20 protein-coding genes are annotated in these 24,617 nt (G+C 70.0%); 9 read left to right on the top strand and 11 right to left on the bottom strand.

Annotation, left to right across the window (positions count from 1 at the left end):
* Positions 1-215: 215 nt before the first annotated feature.
* Complete coding sequence (locus JAO81_RS11295) at positions 216-878, top strand: response regulator transcription factor (RefSeq protein ID WP_199547652.1); 663 nt, start codon at positions 216-218, stop codon at positions 876-878.
* 124 nt (positions 879-1,002) lie between these two features.
* Positions 1,003-2,286 (top strand): ribonuclease D, encoded by a 1,284-nt coding sequence (locus JAO81_RS11290; RefSeq protein ID WP_199547651.1) that lies wholly within the window; start codon positions 1,003-1,005, stop codon positions 2,284-2,286.
* A gap of 65 nt (positions 2,287-2,351) precedes the next feature.
* On the opposite strand, the gene JAO81_RS11285 is transcribed toward JAO81_RS11290, so the two are convergent.
* The gene (locus JAO81_RS11285) at positions 2,352-2,765 is read right to left on the bottom strand and encodes an organic hydroperoxide resistance protein (protein ID WP_199547650.1); all 414 of its coding nucleotides are present in this window, start codon (positions 2,763-2,765) and stop codon (positions 2,352-2,354) included.
* A gap of 96 nt (positions 2,766-2,861) precedes the next feature.
* On the opposite strand from JAO81_RS11285, the gene JAO81_RS11280 reads away from it, so the two are divergent.
* From JAO81_RS11280 to JAO81_RS11260, 5 genes are all read left to right on the top strand, one after another.
* Positions 2,862-3,443 carry a TetR/AcrR family transcriptional regulator gene (locus tag JAO81_RS11280; protein WP_199547649.1) on the top strand — a complete coding sequence of 194 codons (582 nt, stop codon included), beginning with the start codon at positions 2,862-2,864 and terminating at the stop codon, positions 3,441-3,443.
* Between the two features lie 123 nt (positions 3,444-3,566).
* A complete protein-coding gene (locus tag JAO81_RS11275; protein WP_199547648.1) occupies positions 3,567-4,781 on the top strand; it encodes an acetyl-CoA C-acyltransferase in 1,215 nt (404 codons plus the stop codon).
* Positions 4,778-6,907 carry a 3-hydroxyacyl-CoA dehydrogenase NAD-binding domain-containing protein gene (locus JAO81_RS11270; RefSeq protein WP_199547647.1) on the top strand — a complete coding sequence of 710 codons (2,130 nt, stop codon included), beginning with the start codon at positions 4,778-4,780 and terminating at the stop codon, positions 6,905-6,907. Before JAO81_RS11275 ends, JAO81_RS11270 begins: the two co-directional genes overlap by 4 nt.
* Positions 6,908-7,066: 159 nt before the next feature.
* The gene (locus JAO81_RS11265; protein ID WP_165335094.1) at positions 7,067-7,432 is read left to right on the top strand and encodes an NYN domain-containing protein; all 366 of its coding nucleotides are present in this window, start codon (positions 7,067-7,069) and stop codon (positions 7,430-7,432) included.
* A gap of 154 nt (positions 7,433-7,586) precedes the next feature.
* On the top strand, positions 7,587-8,648 hold the full coding sequence (locus tag JAO81_RS11260; RefSeq protein ID WP_199547646.1) for an LCP family protein: 1,062 nt from the start codon (positions 7,587-7,589) through the stop codon (positions 8,646-8,648).
* Between the two features lie 20 nt (positions 8,649-8,668).
* On the opposite strand, the gene JAO81_RS11255 is transcribed toward JAO81_RS11260, so the two are convergent.
* The 4 genes from JAO81_RS11255 to JAO81_RS11240 all read right to left on the bottom strand — a co-directional run bounded on the left by JAO81_RS11255 (position 8,669) and on the right by JAO81_RS11240 (position 15,368).
* Positions 8,669-10,198: a glycosyltransferase family 39 protein gene (locus JAO81_RS11255; RefSeq protein ID WP_199547645.1), complete on the bottom strand. Its 1,530-nt coding sequence runs from the start codon at positions 10,196-10,198 to the stop codon at positions 8,669-8,671.
* 117 nt (positions 10,199-10,315) lie between these two features.
* Complete coding sequence (locus tag JAO81_RS11250; protein ID WP_199547698.1) at positions 10,316-11,770, bottom strand: amino acid permease; 1,455 nt, start codon at positions 11,768-11,770, stop codon at positions 10,316-10,318.
* Between the two features lie 222 nt (positions 11,771-11,992).
* Positions 11,993-13,915 (bottom strand): 1-deoxy-D-xylulose-5-phosphate synthase, encoded by a 1,923-nt coding sequence (gene dxs / locus JAO81_RS11245; protein WP_165333978.1) that lies wholly within the window; start codon positions 13,913-13,915, stop codon positions 11,993-11,995.
* Between the two features lie 274 nt (positions 13,916-14,189).
* Positions 14,190-15,368 carry an NYN domain-containing protein gene (locus JAO81_RS11240; RefSeq protein WP_199547644.1) on the bottom strand — a complete coding sequence of 393 codons (1,179 nt, stop codon included), beginning with the start codon at positions 15,366-15,368 and terminating at the stop codon, positions 14,190-14,192.
* 185 nt (positions 15,369-15,553) lie between these two features.
* Between JAO81_RS11240 and JAO81_RS11235 the strand changes: the two genes are divergently transcribed.
* Positions 15,554-16,588, top strand: coding sequence for a sensor histidine kinase (locus JAO81_RS11235; RefSeq protein WP_233415207.1), 1,035 nt, complete (start codon positions 15,554-15,556; stop codon positions 16,586-16,588).
* A gap of 221 nt (positions 16,589-16,809) precedes the next feature.
* Complete coding sequence (locus tag JAO81_RS11230; RefSeq protein ID WP_199547643.1) at positions 16,810-17,469, top strand: response regulator transcription factor; 660 nt, start codon at positions 16,810-16,812, stop codon at positions 17,467-17,469.
* 122 nt (positions 17,470-17,591) lie between these two features.
* Here JAO81_RS11230 and JAO81_RS11225 read toward each other — a convergent pair whose 3' ends face one another.
* The 6 genes from JAO81_RS11225 to JAO81_RS11200 form a co-directional block, all read right to left on the bottom strand.
* Positions 17,592-18,869 (bottom strand): sugar ABC transporter permease, encoded by a 1,278-nt coding sequence (locus JAO81_RS11225; protein ID WP_199547642.1) that lies wholly within the window; start codon positions 18,867-18,869, stop codon positions 17,592-17,594.
* Positions 18,866-19,657 carry an ATP-binding cassette domain-containing protein gene (locus JAO81_RS11220; RefSeq protein ID WP_199547641.1) on the bottom strand — a complete coding sequence of 264 codons (792 nt, stop codon included), beginning with the start codon at positions 19,655-19,657 and terminating at the stop codon, positions 18,866-18,868. The genes JAO81_RS11225 and JAO81_RS11220 overlap by 4 nt, the downstream gene beginning before the upstream one ends.
* A gap of 238 nt (positions 19,658-19,895) precedes the next feature.
* Positions 19,896-21,008, bottom strand: a complete 1,113-nt coding sequence (locus JAO81_RS11215; RefSeq protein ID WP_199547696.1) for a sugar ABC transporter substrate-binding protein — start codon at positions 21,006-21,008, stop codon at positions 19,896-19,898.
* Positions 21,009-21,141: 133 nt separating this feature from the next.
* The gene (locus JAO81_RS11210) at positions 21,142-22,371 is read right to left on the bottom strand and encodes an ROK family transcriptional regulator (RefSeq protein WP_199547640.1); all 1,230 of its coding nucleotides are present in this window, start codon (positions 22,369-22,371) and stop codon (positions 21,142-21,144) included.
* A gap of 319 nt (positions 22,372-22,690) precedes the next feature.
* Positions 22,691-23,581, bottom strand: coding sequence for a carbohydrate ABC transporter permease (locus tag JAO81_RS11205; protein WP_199547639.1), 891 nt, complete (start codon positions 23,579-23,581; stop codon positions 22,691-22,693).
* Positions 23,578-24,561, bottom strand: a complete 984-nt coding sequence (locus JAO81_RS11200) for a carbohydrate ABC transporter permease (protein WP_199547638.1) — start codon at positions 24,559-24,561, stop codon at positions 23,578-23,580. Before JAO81_RS11200 ends, JAO81_RS11205 begins: the two co-directional genes overlap by 4 nt.
* Between the last annotated feature and the right edge of the window lie 56 nt (positions 24,562-24,617).

The raw sequence follows: 24,617 nt of genomic DNA, 5'->3' as shown, positions 1-24,617 counted from the left end.
GCCGGGCGGGCCCCCCCCCCCCTGGGGCTTTGTTTTCCCGCGGGCTGGTTTGGCCGGGGTTTTCCCCGACCAACACCAACCCGTTTCACTAATTCGTGATCATTCGCTAAAGCCGAACCGCAACCTTGCCGAAGACCATCGTGACCCTGAAAGCACGGTTCGCCCGGCTTCTTCCCCGCAGCCGGCTCCCCCCAGTCCCGCACCCAGGAGGCCTGGTGTCCGTTCTCCTCGAGCAGCCCGCAAGCCTGGTCGCCTACCGCCCGAACAAGCCGACCGCCATGGTCGTCGTGGCGGACCCGCGCGTCCGATCCACCGTCACCCGTCACCTCTGGGCGCTCGGAGTACGCGACGTCATCGAGGCGTCCTCGATCGCCGAGGCCCGTCCCCGCATCGGCAACCCGCGCGACATCTGCGTCGCCGATGTCCACCTGCCCGACGGTTCGGGCCTGACCCTTCTTTCCGAAACCCGCGCCGCGGGCTGGCCGAACGGCCTGGCCCTGTCGGCGGCCGATGACATCGGCGCCGTTCGCAACGCCCTCGCCGGCGGTGTGAAGGGCTATGTCGTCACCGGCCCCCGCCCCAACACGGGTCGCCCCACGCGCCCCGGCGCCGCTCAGATGGGTGCCCCCGCCTCCCGGATGCACCGGCGCCCGCCGGGCGCCCCGAGCCACCCGGGCGGCTACCGCGAACTGTCCGGACGTGAGGTCGAAGTCCTGCGGCTGGTGGCGGAGGGCCAGTCCAACAAGGCGATCGGCGTCTCGATGGGCCTGTCCGCGCTGACCGTGAAGAGCCACCTCGCACGTATTGCCCGCAAGCTCGGCACGGGTGACCGCGCCGGGATGGTCGCGGTCGCTCTGCGTACCGGAATCATCCACTGATCCCTGCCCGACAGAGGTTCACGCGCCCCCCCGCGCGAAGGTTCCGCCGCGGGGGCCCGTCCTTCCCCGGCGGACCACCCTCGCCGGCGAGGGAGCGCTGTTCATACACAGATACCCTTAACAAGTGACCGACGCCCAAGAGACCGCAGCAGACAGCTCACTGCGAACCGCCGGAGGCGGCCCTCCGGACGACGTCGCTCTTGATGAAGCGTCGCCGACCCCCCTGCTGGAACCCCGTGACGGCATTCCGCCGGTGATCGCCGACGCCGCCTCGCTCGCCGAGGTGGTCTCCGCTTTCGCCGCCGGTACCGGCCCCGTGGCGGTCGACGCGGAGCGCGCCTCCGGCTACCGCTACGGACAGCGCGCCTATCTCGTGCAGCTGCGCCGCGCCGGCGCGGGTTCCGCGCTGATCGACCCCGTGGCCTGCCCCGATCTGTCGGGGCTCGGCGAGGCGATCGCCGATGCCGAGTGGGTACTGCACGCCGCCACCCAGGATCTTCCGTGCCTGCGTGAGATAGGCATGATCCCCGAGCGCATCTTCGACACCGAGCTGGCCGGACGGCTCGCGGGCTTCCCGCGCGTCGGGCTCGGCGCGATGGTCGAGTCGGTGCTCGGCTACGTACTGGAGAAGGGGCACTCCGCCGTCGACTGGTCGACACGGCCGCTGCCCGAGCCGTGGCTGCGCTATGCCGCGCTCGATGTCGAGCTGCTCGTGGATCTGCGCGACGCCCTGGAGAAGGAGCTCGACCGGCAGGGCAAGCTCGACTGGGCGCATCAGGAGTTCGACGCGATCGCCTCGGCTCCGCCGCCGGAGCCGCGCAAGGACCCGTGGCGCCGGACGTCCGGGATGCACAAGGTGCGCAAGCGCCGGCAGCTGGCGGTGGTGCGCGAGCTGTGGAACGCACGGGACCGGATCGCCCAGCGGCGCGATGTGTCGCCCGGCAAGGTGCTCAGTGACACCGCCATCGTGGAGGCCGCGCTCGCGCTGCCGCCCAATGTGCACGCGCTCAGCTCGCTGACGGGCTTCGGGCACCGGATGGGGCGGCGTCAGCTGGAGCAGTGGCAGGGGGCGGTCGACCGGGCCAAGCCGCCGCCCGCCACCGAGCTCCCCCAGCCGGGGCAGCCGCATGCCGGGCCTCCGCCGCCGCGGTCGTGGGCCGACCGGGATCCGGTGGCCGCGGCCCGCCTCACGGCGGCGCGGGCGGCGGTGATGGCGCTGGCCGAGCAGCTCAACATGCCGCAGGAGAACCTGATCACCCCGGACACGGTGCGGCGGCTGTGCTGGGAGCCGCCGGCGACGCCCGACGCTCAGTCGGTGGCCGCGGTGCTGACCTCGTACGGGGCGCGGGCGTGGCAGGTCGAGCAGGTGACGCCGGTGCTGGTGGCGGCGCTTTCGGCTACCGCCTGAGCCTTGGCTGTACGCAGTGGTGCCCCCTCAGCCGGTCGGCTGCGGGGGCACCTCGCTGTCGGGGACTACTCCACGACCAGGTTCACCGGGATGTTGCCGCGCGTCGCGTTCGAGTACGGGCACACCTGGTGCGTGGCGTCGAGCAGTGCCCGGCCCGCGTCCGCCGGGATCGAATCCGGCATCTCCACGCGCAGGGTGACCTCGAGCCCGAAGCCGCCCGCGTCGTTCTTCAGGAGGCCCACCTCGGCCGTCACCGAGACGTCCGAGACGTCGATCTTCTGCTGACGGGCGACGAGCTGCATCGCGCTGGCGAAACAGGCCGCATAGCCCGTCGCGAAGAGCTGCTCGGGGTTGGTGCCGGAGCCGTCGCCGCCCAGCTCGACGGGGTGGGACAGCTTGAGGTCGAGCTTGCCGTCCGAGGTGACCGCGCGGCCCTCTCGGCCGGATGCCGTTGCCACCGCGGTGTACAGAGCGCTCATGAGGTCCTCCTGGACGAGTCACTTCATTCTGAACAGACAGGTCTGTCTGTTCTTCATGGCAGCAGCCTAGACAGACCTGTCTGGTACGGTCAAGTCATGCCCGCGAACAGCCTGAAGAGCCCCGCCCGCAGCCGAGTCCTGGACACGGCGACCCGCCTCTTCTACGCGGAAGGGGTGCACTCGGTCGGCATCGACCGGATCATCGCCGAGGCCGGGGTGGCGAAGGCGACCTTCTACCACCACTTCCCGGCCAAGGACTCCCTGGTCAAGGCGTACATCGAGGAGCAGACCCGGCAGCAGCGGGCGGCGGTCGAGGAGCTCTCGTCCACGGCGGACGGGCCGCGCGAGACGCTGCTCGCGGTATTCGACCGCATGGGGCAGATCGGCGCGCTGGCGGACTTCCGCGGCTGCCCGTTCATCAACGCCGCGGCGGAGTACCCCGATCCGGCCCATCCGGTACGGCAGGCGGTCGAGGAGTACCGGAGCTGGTTCCGGACGCTGATGCGCGGCCTGCTCGCCGACGCCGGCGACCCGGACCCCGGGCGCACGGCGGATCTGCTGATGCTGATCAGGGACGGGCTCGCCGTCGCCTGCGATCTCGACGACCCCGCCGCGCCCGGGACCTTCGTACGGGACGCGGTGCTGCGGGTGCTCGGCGAGGCCCCCGCGGGAGTGTGACCTTCGCCGCTCCGGGCGGGGGCACTGTCGCCAATGGTTACCGGCAAGTAGCATGAAGAGGTGAGCGCGCGCTCAGGCGTGTGCGTACGCAGCGATCCCGCACCCCCCTGGAGGAGAGCCATCGTGCCTCGTACCGTCAAGGAAGTCGTCTTCGTCGACGGCGTCCGCACCCCGTTCGGCAAGGCGGGCCCGAAGGGCATCTACCACGAGACCCGCGCCGACGACCTCGTCGTGAAGGCCATCCGGGAGCTGCTGCGCCGCAACCCGAACCTGGACCCCGCGAAGGTCGACGAGGTGGCCATCGCCGCCACCACGCAGATCGGCGACCAGGGCCTGACCCTCGGCCGCACCGCCGGCATCCTGGCCGGTCTGCCGCAGTCCGTGCCGGGCTACTCGATCGACCGCATGTGCGCCGGCGCGCTGACCGCCGTGACCACCGCCGCCGGTTCCATCGCCTTCGGTGCGTACGACGCCGCCATCGCCGGTGGTGTCGAGCACATGGGCCGCCACCCCATGGGTGAGGGCGTCGACCCCAACCCGCGGTTCGTGAGCGAGAAGCTGGTCGACGAGTCGGCCCTGTTCATGGGCATGACGGCGGAGAACCTGCACGACCGCTACCCGACGATCACCAAGCAGCGCGCCGACGAGTACGCGGTGCGTTCGCAGGAGAAGGCCGCGAAGGCGTACGCCGACGGCAAGATCCAGCAGGACCTGGTGCCGGTCTCGGTGCGCAACACCAACCCCGATGTGGGCGAGACCGGTTGGGGTCTCGTCACCGCCGACGAGCCGATGCGCCCGGGCACCACGATCGAGAACCTCGCCGGTCTGAAGACCCCGTTCCGTACGCACGGACGGGTCACCGCCGGTAACGCGGCCGGTCTGAACGACGGTGCGACCGCCTCCCTGATCGCGTCCGAGGACTTCGCCCGGGAGCACGACCTCCCGGTCAAGATGCGCCTGGTCTCGTACTCCTTCGCGGGTGTCGAGCCGGAGGTCATGGGCTACGGCCCGATCCCGGCCACCGAGAAGGCGCTCGCCCAGGCCGGTCTGTCCATCGAGGACATCGGCCTGTTCGAGATCAACGAGGCCTTCGCCGTACAGGTGCTCGCGTTCCTGGAGCACTACGGCATCGCCGACGACGACGCGCGCGTGAACCAGTACGGCGGCGCGATCGCCTTCGGTCACCCGCTCGCCTCCTCCGGTGTGCGTCTGATGACGCAGCTGGCGCGGCAGTTCGAGGACCAGCCGCAGGTGCGGTACGGCCTCACCACCATGTGCGTCGGCTTCGGCATGGGCGCGACCGTCATCTGGGAAAACCCCCACTGGGAGGGCAAGTGAGCACCACCGCTGAGCTTTTGAAGGGTGCCGCCGCGCTCTTCCCGGACGAGGTCGTCACGCAGGCGCACGTACGGCACCTTGAACTGCCGTTCGGCGCCGGCCGTTTCGCGCTGATCACGCTGGACAACGGCCTGGACCACACCAAGCCGACCACCTTCGGTCCGCAGTCCCTGGCCAACCTCGACGTGGCGATCAGCCAGGTCGAGAAGGAGGCGGCCGCGGGTGAGATCGTCGGTGCCGGTCTGACCGGCAAGCCGTTCATCTTCGCCGTCGGCGCCGACCTCAAGGGCGTCGAGCTGCTCAAGACGCACGAGGACGCGCTCGCCATCGGCAAGGGCGGCCACGACGTCTTCAAGCGTCTGTCCGCGCTGGCCGTGCCGACCTTCGCGTACTACAACGGCGCCGCGATGGGCGGCGGTGTCGAGGTCGGTCTGCACTGCACCTACCGCACCGTCTCGGGCGCCATCCCGGCGTTCTCGCTGCCCGAGGTCTTCCTCGGTCTGGTCCCGGGCTGGGGCGGCTGTGCGCTGCTTCCCAACCTGATCGGTCCCGAGCGCGCCGTCTCGGTCATCATCGAGAACTCGCTCAACCAGAACAAGCAGCTCAAGGGCAAGCAGGTCTACGAACTCGGTATCGCGGACGCGATCTTCGAGGGCGCGGACTTCCTGGAGCAGTCGCTGATCTGGACCGCGTCCGTCCTCAAGGGCGAGATCAAGATCGAGCGCGCCGAGATCGACCGCGGCGAGGCCTGGGACCAGGCCGTCGCCAAGGGCCGCTTCATCGCGGACAGCAAGGTGCACGGTGCGGCCCCGGCCGCGTACCGCGCCCTGGAGATCATCGAAGCCGCCAAGTCCGGTGATCTGCAGGCCGGCTTCGACGCCGAGGACACCGCGCTCGCCGACCTGATCATGGGTGGCGAACTGCGCTCCGGCATCTACGCGTTCAACCTGGTGCAGAAGCGCGGCAAGCGCCCGGCGGGCGCCCCGTCCAAGGACCTGGCCCGCCCGGTCACCAAGGTCGGCGTCGTGGGTGCGGGCCTGATGGCCTCGCAGCTGGCGCTGCTCTTCCTGCGCCGCCTCGAGGTACCGGTCGTCCTGACCGACATCGACCAGGAGCGCATCGACAAGGGCGTCGGCTACGTCCACGCCGAGATCGACAAGCTGCTCCTGAAGTCCCGTATCAACCAGGACAAGGCGAACCGCCTCAAGGCCCTGGTGACGGGCTCGCTGGACAAGGCCGCCGGCTTCTCCGACGCCGACTTCGTCATCGAGGCCGTCTTCGAGGAGATGGGCGTCAAGCAGCAGGTGTTCGCGGAGGTCGAGGCGGTCGCTCCGGCGCACGCGATCCTCGCCACCAACACCTCCTCGCTGTCGGTGAGCGAGATGGCCTCGAAGCTCAAGCACCCCGAGCGGGTCGTGGGCTTCCACTTCTTCAACCCGGTCGCGGTGCTTCCGCTGCTCGAGATCGTGCGCGGCGAGAAGACCGACGACGCCTCGCTGGCCACGGCGTTCGGTGTCGCCAAGAAGCTGAAGAAGACCGCGGTGCTCGTGAAGGACGCCCCGGCGTTCGTCGTGAACCGCATCCTCACGCGCTTCATGGGCGAGATCCAGAACGTGATCGACGAGGGCACCCCGGTCGCCGTCGCGGAGAAGGCGGTCGAGCCGCTCGGCCTGCCGATGTCGCCGCTGGTGCTGCTCGAACTGGTCGGCCCGGCCATCGGTCTGCACGTGTCGGAGACGCTCAACCGGTCCTTCCCGGACCGCTTCACGGTCTCCCCGAACCTCGCCGCCGTGGTGAAGGCCGGCAAGCGCGGCTTCTACGTCTACGACTCCGGCAAGCCGGAGCTGGACCCCGAGGTCGCGGCGCTCCTGAAGCAGGGCGATGTCGTCCTGACCGAGGAGCAGGTGCGGGACCGGGTCCTCGACGCGGTGGCGCAGGAGATCGGGCTCATGCTCGACGAGGGCGTCGTGGCCGAGGCCCAGGACATCGACCTCTGCCTGATCACGGGCGCCGGCTGGCCGTTCCACCTCGGTGGCGTGACGCCGTACCTCGACCGTGAGGGCGTGTCGGAGCGGGTGAACGGCAAGCGGTTCCTCGCCGCGGGCGTGGCGAGCGTGCCCGCGTAAGCACACCGGGCACTGCGCACGGGCCGTACGGGAGTTGATCCTGTACGGCCCGTGTGCGTTCGTGCGTCCCCCGGGGACCGGTGACGTATCAGTGAGCGGACGCGCTCGGACGTCTGGTCGGACATGGGCTCATTCCGCAGGCATGGGGACAATGGGTCCATGTCCACGCTCCTGATCATCGACGCCGCCAACGTCATCGGCTCCGTCCCCGACGGCTGGTGGCGCGACCGGCGCGCGGCCGCCGTACGCCTGCGGGACAAGCTCGTCCCGTACGCGACCGAGGGCCTGCCGCCCGCCCACCCGGGCCCGCTCGACATCGTCCTGGTCGTCGAGGGCCGGGCGCGCGGCGTGGAGAGTGTGCCGGGGGTGCGCGTGGACGAGGCGCCCGGCAGCGGGGACGACCGGATCGTGGAGCTGGCGGCAGCGGCCGCGGGCCCGTGCGTGGTCGTCACGGCCGACCGGGAACTGCGGGGCAGGGTGGGCGAGTCGGGGGCGGTGTGCTTGGGTCCGCGGGCCGTGTACTAGGGCCACCCGCGGCGTCGACGGAACTCGGGTTCGATTACCTTGGTGCGGACACCATCGACACCGTGGGCCGGCCCTCCCCCCACCCGGGCCCCACTCCCCTGCGCGTACGCGACACGTCCGCGGCGCGGGGCCGTGAGGAAGAGGGACCCGCACCATGTCGCACGCAGCCCCGCAGGGCCGCCGCGCCCGCAGCGGCCGACCCGCGCGCCGCCGCAAGGGCCGCATCGTCCTGCTGACCCTGCTCGCCCTGGTCCTGGCGCTCGGCGGCACCGCGTGGTGGCTCTACTCGGACCTCAACTCCAATATCTCCGCGGTGGATCTCGACAAGGCCCTGGGCAAGGACCGCCCCGAGAAGCAGGCGGCCTCCGGCCAGAACCTGCTGATCCTCGGCTCCGACTCCCGCGCGGGCGCCAATGCCTCCCTGGGTACGGGCCAGGCGGCGGGCGCCCGCGCGGACACCGCGCTCGTGGTGCACATCCCCGAGGGCCGCACACGGGCCACCGCCGTGAGCATCCCGCGCGACACACTGGTGACACGCCCCGAGTGCGCCAAGGACGACGGCTCCACACTGCCGCCCGCGAAGCGCGTGATGTTCAACTCCGTGTACTCCACGGCGGGTCCGGCCTGCGTGGTCAAGACCGTGGAGGCGATGTCCGGAGTGCGGATGGACCACTTCATGGAGATCGACTTCGCGGGGTTCAAGGGTCTTGTCGACGCGATAGGCGGGGTGACCGTCACCGTCGACGAACCGATCGAGGACAAGTCCAGCGGCCTCTCGCTGACGAAGGGCACCCACAAGCTGGACGGGACGCAGTCCCTGGCCTTCGTGCGGACCAGGCACGGCGTCGGCGACGGCAGCGACCTCGGACGGATAGGGCTGCAACAGCAGTTCATGGTCGCGCTGCTCGGCGAGATCAAGCGGCAGGACCTTCTCGGCAGCCCCACCAAGACGTACCGCATCGCGGACCGCCTCACGGAATCTCTCACGACGGACGCCGAGCTCGCGTCCCTGACCGCGCTCGCGGACTTCGGCCGGAGCCTCCAGGCGATCGATCCGTCCACGATGGAGACGGTGATGCTGCCCGTCGCCTACGACCGGGCGGACCCGAACCGGGTGGTCGCGGCGGAGCCCCAGGCGGGCGCCCTGTGGAAGGCGCTCCGCGGCGACCAGCCGGTCCCCGAGTCCGCCAGGAAGTCCCCCGCGACCGGCGGTTGAGCACCTGGGCCCGCGCGGGATCACCCCGGCCCCGAGCGCTCGTACAGCACGGTCCCTCCCACCACCCCCGCCCGCTGATACCCCCCGCGCTCCAGCGCCTTCCGCAGGCCCTTCACCCGCTCCACCCCGTACGGCTTCCCGCGTGCGTCGTCCACGACCAGGGCCGGCGGGCGGGTGGTCATCTCCTCGCGGAAGGTCGTCCAGCCGCCGCGTACCGCGTACTTCTCGCCCACCTGCGGGCCGTTGCGGCCCCCGCTGTAGTTGGTGAGCAGGCCCGCCGTCAGGAAGCGGCTGGCGGGTACGCGGTCGGCCAGCCAGTACGTCTCGGGATGTATGCCCCAGATGAGGACGCGGTCGCCGGGCTGGGTGCGGGCCTGCACGGCGGCGGCGACACGGGCCGCGTGGGCGAGTTCGGGGCGCGGCGTCAGCAAGCCCCACACAAGGAAGAACACGCAGGTGCAGGCCGTGGTCAGCAGGGCCGTGGGAAGCCAGACCCGGGGCAGGATCTGCAGCGCGGCGGTGCCCAACAGGACGAGCGGCGGGATGAGTTGAAGGTAGTAGTGGCCGAAGAAGTGGAATCCGAGGCAGACCGCCGCCGTCGACGAGCCGAGCCAGAGCCAGAGGTCGGCGGCTCCGGTGCGGGCGATCCGCAGCACGCGCACGATCGGCTGGAGTACGCCCGCGCAGGCCACGGTCAGCAACGCGGTGTTGCCCAACGCCCGGAAGAGCACGTGGAGTTCGGAGCCGGCGAACGAGGCGTAGGCTCCGGAGCCGGTGACCGTCCAGAAGAGGAAGCCGGTGGGGGTGGTCACCAGGGCCGCGGCGAGCAGCGGCGCGAGGCCACCGGCGGCCAGGCGCAGCAGTGCGCCGCGGGGTCGGCCGGACTGCCACAGCAGCCAGAGCACGGGCAGCAGCACCGCCGCACCCGTCTGCTTCGTCAGAAAGGCGGCGGCGACGGCGAGGCCCGCGCAGCCCCAACGGCGCCGGTCCGCACACCACATGGCGGCCGCGGTGCACGGCAGCATGAAGACCTCGAAGGTGGCGGCCTGGGTGTCCTCGGGATTGAGGCCGATGGACAGCAGCACCGAGAGGATCCCGGCCGTGCGGCCGGCGCCGTCGCCCCAGCGGCGGCGGGCGAGTGCGGCGAGCAGCGCCGCGGTCAGGAACACCGCCGCGATGGCGAGGATCTTCAGGGGAACGAGGGAGTCGTCGCCGAACAGTGCGAACGCGCCCTGGTAGAGCCAGGGCACGAGGGGCGGCTTGCGGTCGACCACCGTCTCGTACAGCTCACCGCCCGAGCCCAGCATCCTCGCCTGGGTGGCGAGAAAGCCCTCGTCGGGGTTCCACACCGGCCAGACGAAGGACGGGATCCGGGTGACGCAGGCGAGCACGGCGAGGACCGCGAGCAGTCTCGGCCAGTAGCGGGTGCCTGCTGAGGACGGTGCGGGCTGATCGTCACCGGTACGCGGCCGGGGCACCGGACGCGTACTGGTCCGGTGAATGGGCAGCCCCTGTACGGAACGTGACGACGCGGAAGGCTCGGCGAGCATAGGGGCCAAGCTAACGGCCCCGCAGCCCTCACCGAAGCGGGACATACGGGGCCGAAGGGTTACGCAGGAAACTCACGTGTGATGACAGGGAGTTGTGCGCCGGGGTCAGCGGCCGGGTCAGTCGACCACCGGTTCACGTGGCGGCAGATGCTTGCCGAGGCGGCTGTGCTTGCGCCCGTACAGGAAATAGATGATCACGCCGAGGACCATCCAGATGCCGAAGCGCAGCCAGGTCTCCGCGGGCAGGTTGAGCATCAGCCAGAGCGAGGCCGCGACCGAGAGGATCGGGACGAACGGGACCAGCGGGGTGCGGAAGGAGCGCGGCAGGTCGGGGCGCTTCTTGCGCAGGATCACCACGCCGATGGCGACCACGACGAAGGCGAACAGGGTGCCGATGTTGACCAGTTCGGCGAGTTCGTCGATCGAGGTGAAGCCGGCCACGATCGCCACGATCACACCGAGCAGGATCGTCGAGCGGTACGGGGTGCCGAAGCGCGGGTGGACGACGGAGAAAGGCTTGGGCAGCAGTCCGTCACGGCTCATCGCGAAGAACACCCGGGTCTGGCCCATGAGCAGGATCAGGCAGACGGTCGTCAGGCCGACGGCCGCGCCGAAGCTGATCAGGCCCGCCCAGAAGGGATGGCCCACCGATTTGAAGGCGTCGGCGAGCGGGGCGTCCGTCGAGAGTTCGGTGTACTTCTGCATACCGGTCACGACGATCGAGACCAGCACATAGAGCAGGGTGCAGATGAGCAGCGAGCCGAGGATGCCGCGCGGGACGTCCCGCTGCGGGTTCTTGGTCTCCTCCGCTGCCGTGGCCACGATGTCGAAGCCGATGAACGCGAAGAAGACCACGGCGGCCGCGGTGAAGATGCCCATCACGCCGAAGTTGGTGGGCGCCCAGCCGAACATCAGCTGGATCAGCGGCGAGGTGATGTCGCTGCCGGCCTCGCCCGGCTGGGACGGCGGGATGAACGGGTTGTAGTTGGAACCCGTGATGAAGAAGGCGCCGACGAGGATCACGACCAGTACGACGCTGACCTTGAGGGCCACGACGACGGCGCTCACCCGGGAGGAGAGCTTCATCCCGGCGATCAGGATGCCCGTGAGCAGCAGGACGAGCAGACAGGCCAGGATGTCGAAGCCGAAGTCGCCGTCCCGCGTTCCCGTGAGGGCGTCGGGCAGGTGCAGACCGGCCGTGTCCATCAGGGAGCGCACATAGCCGGACCAGCCGACCGCGACCACCGCGCAGCCGAGCGCCATCTCCAGGATGAGGTCCCAGCCGATGATCCATGCGGGCAGTTCACCGAGGGAGGCGTACGCGAAGGTGTACGCGGATCCGGCCACAGGGACGGTCGAGGCGAACTCGGCGTAGCAGAGCGCCGCGAGCGCGCAGACCAGGCCGGCGACCACGAAGGCGAGGGCGACGGCCGGGCCCGCGGTCTCCTTGGCGATCTTTCCGGTGAGGACGAAGATGCCGGTGCCGATGATCACGCCGACGCCGAAGACCGTGAGATCGAGGGCGGAGAGCGATTTCTTGAGTGCGTGCTCGGGTTCCTCCGTGTCACGCATCGACTGCTCGACGGATTTGGTGCGGAACAGTCCGCCCCCGGCGTTGCGTGTGTCCTGCGGTGTGGTCACCGGTGTGCCTCCCTGCGCTCGTGTCGAGGGCCATGATCGGGATGGTGGGCCGACGGGTACCCGTGACCGGGCCCTACGCCACAGGACCGGCCCCCCCCGGCCCCCCGGTGAGGGCCGCCCGGCCGGGGCCTTGATGACGCTCGGTGCCAAAGATCAGTCCCGGGCCGGCTCCACGGTCTCGCTCGCGGCGCTCTCGTAGCGGCCGTCCAGCTTGGACACCAGACCGGTGACCTGGCGCGCGATATCCGGTGCGGTCAGGCCGATCTCGGCCATGACCTCCTTGCGCGAGGCATGGTCGAGGAAGCGCGGCGGGATGCCGAAGTCCCGCAGCGGTACGTCCACGCCCGCGTCGCGCAGCGCCTGGGCGATGGCGGACCCGACACCGCCGGCGCGGCCGTTGTCCTCGACGGTGACGACGACGCGGTGCTGCTCCGCGAGCGGGGCGAGCGCCTCGTCGACCGGCTTCACCCAGCGGGGGTCGACGACCGTGGTGGAGATGCCCTGCTTGTCGAGCAGACCGGCGATCTCCAGGCACATCGGGGCGAGCGCGCCGACGGAGACAAGGAGGACATCCGGGCGGTCCGTGCCTGCCTTGCGCAGCAGGTCCATGCCGCCGACCTTGCCGACCTCGGGCACGGCCGGGCCGACCAGGCCCTTGGAGAAGCGCACGACGGTCGGTGCGTCATCGACGTCGACGGCCTCGCGCAGCTGCGCGCGCAGCTGCTGGGCGTCGCGCGGCGCGGCCAGGCGCAGGCCCGGGACGCACTGCAGGATCGACATGTCCCACATGCCGTTGTGCGAGGCGCCGTCCGTACCGGTGACGCCGGCGCGGTCGAGCACGAAGGTGACACCGCACTTGTGCAGGGCCACGTCCATGAGCAGCTGGTCGAAGGCGCGGTTGAGGAACGTCGCGTACACGGCGAAGACCGGGTGCAGCCCGCCCGTCGCGAGCCCGGCGGCGGAGACCGCGCCGTGCTGCTCGGCGATGCCGACGTCGAAGATGCGGTCGGGGAAGGCGGCCTGGAACTTCTTCAGGCCGACCGGCTGCAGCATCGCGGCGGTGATCGCCACGATGTCCTTGCGCTCCCTGCCGAGCTCGACCATCTCGTCACCGAAGACGCTGGTCCAGTCGGCGCCGGAGGCGGCGACCGGCAGACCCGTGTCCGGGTGGATCACGCCGACGGCGTGGAAACGATCGGCCTCGTCCTGGACGGCGGGCTGGTAGCCGCGGCCCTTCTCGGTGAGGCAGTGCACGATCACCGGGCCGCCGAAGCGCTTGGCGCGCATCAGGGCGGACTCCAGGGCCTGGATGTCGTGGCCGTCGATCGGGCCGACGTACTTGAGGCCGAGGTCCTCGAACATGCCCTGCGGGGCGATGAAGTCCTTGAGGCCCTTCTTGGCGCCGTGCAGCGTCTCGTAGAGCGGGCGCCCGACGACGGGCGTCTTCTCCAGGAGGTCCTTCGTACGGGACAGGAAACGCTCGTACCCGTCCGTCGTGCGCAGGGTGGCCAGGTGGTTCGCGAGGCCGCCGATGGTGGGGGCGTACGAACGCTCGTTGTCGTTGACGACGATCACCAGCGGGCGGTCCTTGGCGGCGGCGATGTTGTTCAGCGCCTCCCAGGCCATACCGCCGGTGAGGGCGCCGTCACCGATCACGGCGACGACATGGTCGTCCTTGCCGAGGACCTCATTGGCCTTGGCGAGGCCGTCGGCCCAGCCGAGCACCGTGGAGGCGTGACTGTTCTCGATCACGTCGTGCTCGGACTCGGCGCGCGAGGGGTAGCCGGACAGGCCGCCCTTGGCGCGCAGGTTCGAGAAGTCCTGGCGGCCGGTGAGCAGCTTGTGCACATAGCTCTGGTGGCCGGTGTCGAGCAGCACCCTGTCCTTGGGCGACTCGAAGACGCGGTGCAGGGCGATGGTGAGCTCGACGACGCCGAGGTTCGGGCCGAGGTGGCCGCCGGTCTTGGAGACCGCGTCGACCAGGAAGGTCCGGATCTCAGCGGCCAGCTGGTCCAGCTGCTCATGGCTGAGCCGGTCCAGGTCGCGCGGCCCCTTGATACGGGTCAGCAGGCCCACCCGTGCCTCCTAGCGGTTGTGTTTCGGTCGAGCTGAAAAAGCGGTGCCGGGTCTGTCGAGTCTAATGTTCCGCCCGGCAAGGGCGTCGTCGGGTATGTCACGCGTTCGGCGGTACGGAGAGGTGTTCGCGCGGTGTACTCGTCCGGTCCGCCTCTGTGCACCACCGTGTACGGCCCTGTCCCGCGAGGACGCCGGGTGGGCGCTGCGGGTTGCGCCTGGCGCGGGCGCAATTCCCGCCTCCCCGGCCGAGCCGCGAAAGCCCGGCCCGCACCGCTCACCGCTCGGCCACCGAAAGGGTCACGTCCGGCACGTCCGGCTGTACGGAGATGTCGTCCTGTACCGGGACGCCCTTCTGCGCCGAGACGTCCTCCTGTGCGGGGACGTCCTCCTGTACGGAGACATCGTCCTGTACGGAGAGTTCGCCACCGCCCCGCCCGCAGCGCTTGCACGCCCCGCGGCGGCGCAGGTGGTACGCGAGGGCGGCCACGCCGAGCGCCGCGCCCCACACCGCCCAGAAGACGCTGGGGCCCGTCACGCCCCAGCCCGCTTCGTCGCCGACCATGCGCAGGCTCATCAGCCCCGCGGGGATCAGCGCCACCGCGACGACGGTGGCCGGGATCACTGCGAGCGGCGGCGGCACCCGGCGGCCCGCCAGGAACAGCGTCCAGCGGGGGAACACCTCACCCCAGCGCGCCGTCAGACCGTGGGTGAGCGCCGCCCCGCCGAGCGACACGAGTCCCATGGCCAGCCCCGTCTCCGGCATGCCCGGGGTGTTCTGCATCTCCGCCAGGAATTCGTCCGTGATCCCCAGCGGCCATCCGAAGTACCACGCGACCCGGGTGACCTCGTACGGGATCTGCGAGAGCACCGCCACCCACACCGCCCGCCGGCCCCAGCGGCGCAGGGCCGCCTGATCCGTGCCGTGCCGGTGGCCGCGTCCGCAGCGCACGCACGATCCGGCGGTCCAGCGCCGGTACGCGAGCGCCGCGAGGGCCCACAGCAGGCCGCCGGCGAAGACGATGATCAGGTGCACGCGGTGCCAGTAAAGAATGTCGGCCACACCGTCCTGCGGTCCGGGCACCCCGGTGAAGGCGAACACGATCAGGACGGGCCACAGCGCGGCCACGGCGATCAGTGTGTAGTCGGGGATCACCAGGGCCAGCGCGACCCCGCTGCCCCAGCCGTACCAGAGCAGCGCGGTGCGCAGCCGCCCGTGGCCGAAGCCCCGCGCCAGCGCCACCCCGGCGGCCACGCCGAGCAGGCCGAGAACACCCGCCACCGTGCCGACCGCTTGCGCCGGGGCGCCCTCGAGGAGCGATGCGGAGCGGTGGTCCTCGTCGATGGGCGCGAACGGGTAGGCCACGGCATCCCCGCCGAGCGCCCAGTACACCCCGAACACGCCGTACAGCAGCGACCACAGCGCCGCCGCGTAACCGAACCAGTTGACCTTCATCGGCCCTCACCTCCGCGTCGTTTGATCCGATGGCGCTGTCCTTCGCCTGGATCCGATGGCTCGATCCTTCGCCGTCCGGCGTCGCGTCCGCCCCTGCCGATCGGCCTCGCTTGCGGCAGGTACGGCGGGACGGGGGTGCCGAACGGCAGGGGGCGGGCGTACGGGCAGGTCATAGGGTCGCGGTCATGGACAACAAGGGGCGGGCGATGGCGCGTTGGGCGGGGCCGGTGGCCGGTGCCTGCGGAGGTGTCTCGCTGGTGGTGACAGCCGCCCTCACTGCGACCGGCGGGTCAACGGGCCCTGAGGCACTGGCCGTTGTGGAGCTCGGGGCGCTGCTGGCCCTGACGGTGTTCGCGGCCCGCTGGTCCGCCCGGCGCGCGGGGGTGGCGCTGACGGCCCTGGCCGCGGCCGCCGGACCGCTGTCGCTGCTGCGCCGGGCGCCGGTGACGCAGGCGCTCGTCGCGGGCGTGGCCGCCTGGCTGCTCGTGGCGCTCGCCGCCGTGGGGACGGGGCTGTATCTGCGCCTGCTCGACCGGCGTCGCGAGCGGTCGGTCCTGGCGGCACAGCGTGAGCAGCGGCTGCGCCTCGCTGCCGATCTGCACGACTTCGTGGCACACGACGTGAGCGAAATGCTGGCGCTGGCCCAGGCGGGCCAGATGCTCGCCGCGCACGATCCGGCCGCCGGGGCGGCCCAGTTGGCCGCGATCGAGTCGGCGGCCCGGCGCGCGCTGTCCTCCCTGGACCGCACGGTGCATGTCCTGCACAGGGACGGCGCCGGGGCGCAGGAGGCGGGCCGGGCACCGCTGCCGGGTCTTGCCCAACTTCCGGAGCTGGTGGGCCGGTTCGACGCGGCGGGCGGCGCGCACGCGGTGCTCGACTGCTCCGCCCAGGACGCGCAGATCTCGCGCGAGGTGTCCATGACCGCCTACCGGGTGGTCGTCGAGGCGCTGACGAACATACGGCGGCACGCACGGGACGCGACCCGCGTGGAGGTCACGGTGACGGGTCCCGGTGCGGAAGGGCTGCGTGTGCGCGTACGCGACGACGGCAGGCCCGTGCGCCCCGGGTTCCGCAGGACGGGGCGGGCCGGCGGCGGCCGCGGCCTGGCCGGTCTGTCCGCCCAAGTGGCCGCGCTGGGCGGCGAGTTGGCCGCGGGTCCGGCGCTGGGCGGCGGCTGGCGGCTCACGGCCCGGCTGCCGGCACGAGGGCCGGAGCGGTGAGGCCTGCGCATGACATGATCGGCACAATGGACCACGCCACGCCTGGGGCCTGCCCTACGACGACGGCGGCGCCGTGACGACGGCGACCCCGTGGATGGCGACGCCATGACGGCGCCCCCCGGGACGACGGCGTCCCCGGGACTACGGCGACCTCGTGACGCCGGCAACGCCATGAAGACGGCGGCCCCAAGACGACGGCGACCCATGAAGACGGTGCCCCTATGACGATCCGCATCCTCCTCGCCGACGACCAGCAGGCGATCCGGTACGCGTTCCGGATCCTGCTCGACGCGCAGCCGGACATGACGGTGGTCGCCGAGGCCGCCGACGGGAAGTCAGCAGTGGAACAGGCCCTGCATCTGCGCCCCGACGTGGTGCTCGCCGACATCCGCATGCCCGGGCTCGACGGCCTGGAGGTCACCAAGGCGCTGGCGGGACCGGAGGCCGCCGACCCGATACGGGTGGTCGTGGTCACGACGTTCGACCTGGACGAATACGTCCACACCGCGCTGCGCAACGGCGCCTCGGGGTTCCTGCTCAAGCGCTCGGGCCCGGCGCTCCTCGCGGAGGCGGTCCGCGCCGCGGTCGCGGGCGAGGCGCTGATCAGCCCGCAGGTGACCGTACGGCTGCTGAGGCAGCTGACGCCGTCACCGCGCGCCCGTACCGCCCCTGCGCCCGCCCCGTACGAACCGCTGACCGAACGCGAACTCGCGGTGGTGGAGCGGGTCGCGCGCGGCGAGACGAACGCGGAAATGGCGGCCGCCCTGGCCTTGGCCCCCGGCACGGTGAAGAACCATCTCGCGGTGATCCAGCGGAAGTTGAACGCCCGCAACCGCGTGGCCGTGGCGGTCTGGGCCTGGGACACCGGTGTGGTGAGCTGAACCGGCTCCGAGCCGGACCCGCGCACCCCGGCCGGCCGGACGCCGAAGCCCGGCGCCTGCCGGGCGGGAAAGCCGAAGCCCGGCACCCCGCGAAGAGGCACCGGGCTGGGGCGTGAGCGGGATTACGCGCGGCCCGCCGACTTCTGGGTCTTGCGGGTGACCGAGTCGATGACGACCGTGGCGAGGAGCACTCCACCGGTGATCATGTACTGGATCGGGGTGGCGATGCCCTCGAGCGCGAGTCCGTACTGGATCGACGTGATGACGAGGACACCGAGCAGGGCGTTCCAGGTGCGGCCCCGGCCGCCGAAGAGGCTGGTGCCGCCGATCACGGCCGCGGCGATGACGTTCATCAGGAGGTCACCGGCGCCGGCGCTCTGGTTCGCCGCCGCGATCTTGGAGGCCCAGAAGAGACCGCCGACCGCCGCGAAGAAGCCCGCGATGGCGAAGACGGAGATCCGGATCGCCGTGACGTTGATACCGGCACGGCGCGAGGCCTCGACGCTGCCGCCGAGCGCGAAGATCTTGCGGCCGTACGCGGTGCGACGGAGCAGGAAGTCCGTCGCGACCAGCACGATCGCGAAGAGCAGCGTGGCGAGCGGCAGGCCCTTGTACTGGTTGAACATGATCGCCACGGCGAACGCCGCGACCGCGAGCAGCACCGTACGAAGAATGATCTCGCTCAGCGGCCGGGACGGAATGCCCGCGGCCTCACGGCGGCGGGCGGCGAAGAAGGCCGAGAAGAAGTACAGGGCCACGGCCACGACGGCGAGGCCGTACGCGGCGGCGACATCGGTGAAGTAGTACGTGGTGAGCCTGCCGACCACTCCGTCGCCGTCGATGTTGATCGTGCCGTTGGAGCCCAGGATCTGGAGCATGAAGCCGTTCCAGAACAGCAGGCCGGCCAGCGTCACGGCGAAGGCGGGCGCGCCGATCCGGGCGAAGAAGAACCCGTGCAGGGCGCCGATGACGGCGCCGGCCGCGAGGGCGGTGAGCACGGCGAGCCACTCGTTGACACCGTGCGTGATGCTCATCACGGCCATGATCGCGGCCGAGACACCGCTGACCGAGCCGACCGAGAGGTCGATCTCGCCGAGCAGCAGCACGAAGATGATGCCGACCGACATCATGCCGGTGGCCACCATGGCGACGAAGATGTTGTTGAGGTTCTCCGCGCCCAGGAAGGCCGAGTTCAGGCTCTGGAAGATCGCGCAGATGGCGATCAGACCCACGACGACCGGCATGGCGCCCAGGTCACCGGCGCGCATCTTGCGCTTGAACTCGCCGATGTAGCCGGCGAAGCCCTGCTCGCGCACGAGGAGACGGGGGTCGACGACGGTGACGGCGTCCGCGGCCGCGGCCGGGGCGTCAACCGGCGCTTTGGTCTTGTCGATGCTCACTTCTGAGCCTCCGCGTTACTGCGCGCCGCACGACGGGTCACGGCGTTCTCCGTGGCTCCGGTGATGGCGGAGATGATCTCTTCCTGCGAGGTCGTCCTGACCTCGAACACACCGTTGTTGCGGCCGAGTCGCAGGACGGCGACCTTGTCCGCGACGGCCTTCACATCGGCCATGTTGTGGCTGATGAGGATGACCGCGTGGCCGCGCTCGCGCAGCCGCTCGACCAGGTCGAGCACCTGCGCGGTCTGCTCGACGCCGAGTGCCGCGGTGGGCTCGTCCAGGATGACCAGCTTGGGCTCGCCGAGCAGCGAGCGGGCGATGGCCACCACCTGGCGCTGACCGCCGGAGAGCGAGGCGACGGGGATGCGCACGCTGGGGATGCGGATCGACAGGGTCTGCAGGAGCTCGCGCGCGCGGCGCTCCATCTCGACCTCGTCGAGCACGCCGCGGCGGCGGATCTCGCGGCCGAGGAACAGGTTGCCGACGACGTCGATGTTGTCGCACAGCGCGAGGTCCTGGTAGACGGTCGCGATGCCCAGGTCCTGGGCGTCGTGCGGCTTGTTGACGGTGACCTTGCTGCCTTCCCACTCGATGACGCCGTCATCGATGGGGTGCACACCCGCGATCGTCTTGACCAGGGTGGACTTTCCGGCACCGTTGTCGCCGACCAGGGCGACCACCTCGCCGGCGTGGACCTCGAGCTCTACATCGGTGAGCGCCTGGACGGCACCGAATCGCTTGGAGACCCCGCGCAACGCCAGCACGGGCGTAGCGGACACGTGAACCATCTCCTTCGCCGCCTGAGCCTGACCCGGCGGGAGGTTGTACAGAGGAGTGAGGGGTGTTCCGTCCGGCGCCCCGCCGTTGAGCTGCGGGGCTTTCGGCGGCGGGGCGCCGGACGTGCTTCCACGGGAGCGCGACTTCAACAGGTGCGCAAGTCCCGCAGGGAACAGGGGAGTTGCCTTACGGCAAGTCCGTGGGGCCGAAGGGCTGCCGGTACGGCGGCCGCCCCTGGGCCCCTGGGGACTACTTCAGGCCGATCTTGTCGCAGGCGGCCTTGTACTTGGCCGTGCAGATCTCGTCGACGGTGTAGTAGTTCTCCTTGATGACCGTGTCCTTGATGTTCTCCTGCGTGAGGGAGAGCACCGGGACGATCACGGACGGGATGCCCTTGTCGGTGCCGCTGTCGACCGTGCTGGTCTCCAGGCCGGCGCCGTCCAGCTTGCCCGTCTTGGCGATCGAGACGGCCATCTTGGCGACGGTCTCGGCCTCGGCCGGGTAGGACTTGAAGACGCTCATGTACTGCTCACCGGAGATGATGCGCTGCACGGCGGCGAGCTCGGCGTCCTGGCCGGTGACCGGCGGGAGCTTGGCGAGGCCGGCACCCTTGAGGGCGGTGATGATGCCGCCCGCCATGCCGTCGTTGGCGGAGTAGACGCCGTCGATCTTGTCCTTGCCGAGGGCGGAGATGGCGCCCTCCATGTTGGCGTTGGCGTTCTCCGGCTTCCACTCCTTGGTGTCGTACTCCTTGCCGATCTTCACCTTGCCGTCGAGGACGGAGTGGGCGCCCTTCTTGAACTGCGCGGCGTTCGGGTCGGTGACGGAGCCGTTCATCATGACGATCTGGCCGCCCTCGGCCTTGTCGCCGAGCGCCTTCAGGAGGGCCTCGCCCTGGGTCTTGCCGACCTCTTCGTTGTCGAAGGAGGTGTAGGCGGAGATCGGGCCCTCGGCCAGGCGGTCGTAGGCCACGACCGGGATGCCGGCGTCCTTGGCCTTCTTCACACCGTTGGCGACGGCCTTGTAGTCGACCGCGTCCAGGATCAGCACGTCGACCTTCTTGGTGATCATCGTGTCGATCTGCTGCGACTGGACGGTCGCGTCCTGCTTGGCGTTCAGGTACTCGAGCTTGCCCTTGCCATTGGTGAGCTTGCCGATCTGCTCTTCAATGATGGGCTTGTCGAACTTCTCGTAACGAGCCGTCTGGTTCTCCGGCAGGAGCAGACCGACGGTGATGTCGTCACCCTTGGCCTTGCCGCCGTTGGACTCTTCGGCCTTGTCGCCGGACTCGGCGGCGCTACCACAGGCGGCGAGAGAAACAGCCATGGCGGTCGAGGCGATGGCTATGGCCGCACGACGCATACGCGTATTCACTGGGGAAACCTCCCTGACGAGGCCGCGTCGTTGCGGCCGAGGTGGCAGTGAGTCAACTCGGCCCCGTTGCCAGCGTCAAGGAGTTAATACTTAACGAGATGACAACGGTGCCATTCGTTATCTAAGTGAAGACAGGAGTCGGCGCCGTACGGAGCTCGCCATCGACGGCGGCGCCCTGGACGGATTGGTCGATCAAGGTCGAATCGCCCATCTCGCTGAGCGCGAGGGCGAGGGCCCCGAGAACCTCGGCGCGGCCGCCAAGTGCCCCCGGGAGTACGGAGAGTTGGCGGGCCGCACTGGGGATGGCATAGCGTCCCACCGACTCGCGGATGGGCGCCAGGACCAGCTCGCCGGACTCGGCGAGGTCCCCGCCGAGCACGACCCTCGACGGGTTGAGCAGATTGCAGAGATTGGCGACCCCGCTGCCGATGTGCCGGCCCACGTCCGAGATCACCCGGCGGCAGCCGGGGTCCCCTTCGCGGGCGAGCGCGACCACCTTGTCCATGGTCAGGTCCGTGCCGTGGCTGGACTGCAGCAGCGGCAGCACATAGCGCGCGGCCGCGAAGGTCTCCAGGCAGCCGCGGTTGCCGCAGCGGCAGACCGGCCCCGACTCGTCGAGGGTGATGTGCCCGATCTCGCCCGCCGTGCCGCCCGGGCCCCGGTAGATCTCCCCGTTGATCACCAGGCCCGCGCCGACCCCGCTGGCGACCTTGATGTACGCGAGGTCCTTGACCCCGCGCCCGCTCCCCCAGACCAGCTCGCCGAGCGCGCCGAGGTTGGCGTCATTGTCGACCGAGACCGGGACGCCGAGGCGTTCGGACAGCTCCTGAGCAGGGTTGATGCCCTGCCAGCCCGGCAGGATCGAGGTCGAGCCGAGCGTGCCGGACTCCACGTCGATGGGGCCGGGGACACCGAGTCCCACGCCGGCGACCTTGGCGCGGTCCACGCCGGTGGACTCGATCAGCCGGCTGACCAGGACTTCCGCCCGGTCGAAGCCCTGCGCCGAGGACGCGTCCACGTCCAGCGGCTCGGACTCCTCGGCCAGCACCTGGTGCGCGAGGTTGCCGATGGCGACGCGTAGATGCGTATGCCCGAAATCAACCCCTACGACCAGGCCCGCGTCCCCGCTGAGCGAGACGCTGCGGGCGCGGCGGCCGCCCGCCGATGTGGGCGTGACCTCGACGGTTCCGCCGTCCTTGAGCTCGCGCACGATATTGGAGACTGTGGCCGCTGAGAGGCCCGTCGTCCTGGCGATCTCCGCCTGGGTGAGCGAGCCTGCCATCCGCACGGCCCTCACGACCCGCTCGAGATTGGCCCGGTGCAGCGACGACTGCGACCCCGGAGTCTGCACGACGACCTCCTTGCCGGGGCCGCGGCGTCATTGCAGCCCCCCGACTATCTCCAACTTATGAACTCTAAGCTGAGCCTGAGGGGTTGCGCCCCGTCAAGCCCTTGAGAGAAAGAGAACGGACGGAACGAGGACTGGCCCGGGGTCACAATTCGGACTACGACCTGGTGAGCGGAGTGATCGAGTCCGCCGCACGGCAGAGCGCCCGCCACGCAGTGGAGCCCGGGCTGCGGCAACCCGGGCTCCACTCCGTACAAGAAGGGTCCGCTTCACGGACCCCGCCGTCAGACCCGGCGGGCAGTCGGACAGAGGACAGCAGGTGTCAGCGGAAGGTGCCCTGCGACACTGAACCGGCAATCCGGCGCTGGAAGATGACATACACGATCAGCACAGGCACCACGGTGATCACGATCGCCGCGAACAGCGCACCGTAGTCGATGTCGTAGACCTGTGAGGCCGCGTAGGCGGACATCCCCTGGGTCAGGACCCAGTTGTCCTGGTCGGTGTTGAGAGCCACCGGCAGCAGGAACTGGTTCCAGAGTCCCAGGAAGTTGAAGATCGCCACCGCTGCCATACCCGGGCTGGCCATCGGCAGCATGACCTGGAAGAACGCCCGCCAGTCACCGGCACCGTCGATCAGCGCGGCCTCGTAGACGTCATGCGGCAGTGACCGGAAGAACGAATAGAGGAAGAACATCGTGAACGGCAGCGCGAACGCGACGTACGTGAGGATCAATCCCAGACGCGTGTTCAGCAGCCCGAAGTTCTGCAGCTGGAAGAACAGCGGCACGATCGCCAGGAAGACCGGGAAGGTCAGTCCGGCCAGCATCGTGTAGTAGATCAGCCGGCGGCCGGGGAACTGGAACCTGGCAAGGATGTAGGCGCACATCGCGCCAAGGAGCATGACCAGGACCAGTGCGGAGACAACGACGATCACCGAGTTCAGGAAGTACGACCCGATGTTCGCGTCGGACCACGCGTTCGCGTAGTTCTCGACCTTCCACTCCGTGGGGAGCGAGAAGGGCGACGACAGGATGTCGCCCGTCGACTTGAACGACGACATCAGCACCCACAGCATGGGCACGATCACGATCACGGCCCATACGGAGAGCAGGGTGTGTGCGATCGCCGCGAACCTGCGGTCGCTGCTGTTGGTCCTCTTCACCAGCTTCTGGTCGGCCACCAGGCTCGGGTCGACGGCTGTGGCGCTCATCGAGCACCTCCTTCAGCTCCAGCAGGCAGAGCCCCGCTTTCAACGCCCGCAGGTGGAGCCTTGCGCCGGGGGGCCTTCTCCTTCTTGTCCTCGCCACCGCCGGTCAGTCGGTTGACGGTGAACACCAGCGCCGCGAACACCAGGGTGACAACAGCGAGGACGACACCCATCGCGGTCGCGTATCCGAACTGCCCCTTGCGGAAGGCGGTGGTGAACAGATGCTGGCTGATCGTGAGCGTCGAGTTGTCCGGCCCACCGTTCGGCAACAGCGCCTGGACGAAGACGAAGGCGTCCAGCGCGGCGATACCCAGATAGATGTACGCCGTCTGCACGCTGTCCCGGATCGCCGGCAGAGTGATCGAGATCGTCGTCCGGAACCGCCCGGCCCCGTCGATCTTGGCCGCCTCGTACAACTCGCCGGGGACACCCTTGATCGCCGCGATGAAGAGCACCGCGTAGAACCCGACGAGCCCCCAGACGAAGACGAACATCAGGGCCGGCATCGCCGTCGACTTCTCGCCGAGCCAGGCGAACGACTCGAAGTCGAGACCGAGTTTGTTGAGCATGCCGTTGAGCAGGCCGGCGTTCGGGTCGTACATCTGGGCCCAGATCAGACCGACGATGATCGCCGGAACGACGTAGGGGAAGAACGAGATGATCCGGTAGAACGACGCACCCTTGATCCCTCGGACGGGGCCCTTGCTGGGCCCGCCCAGGGTGATGGCCACCGCGACCCCGAGGGCGAGCGTCAAGGTCACCAACGGCACTACGGCCGCAAGCAGCGCGACGTTGCGCAACGCCTTCAGGAAGACGTCGTCCTCGAACATCTTGGTGAAGTTGTCGAGGCCGACGAAGTTGTAGTCGGGGCTGTATCCGCGCCAGTCGGTCATCGCCCAGTAGATCGCCTGGATGAACGGATACAGGACGAAGAGGACGAAGACGGTCAACGGGATACCGAGGAACGCGAGGAAGAACGTCACCCGGTCGAAGGTGAGCTTGCGGCGCCGGGGCCGCCCGCGGGTTCGGTTTTGGTGAT

The sequence above is a fragment of the Streptomyces sp. N35 genome (genome assembly GCF_016464295.1).
In the GTDB taxonomy this organism is placed as follows: Bacteria; Actinomycetota; Actinomycetes; order Streptomycetales; family Streptomycetaceae; genus Streptomyces.
This window is presented reverse-complemented; position numbering and strand designations above follow the sequence as displayed.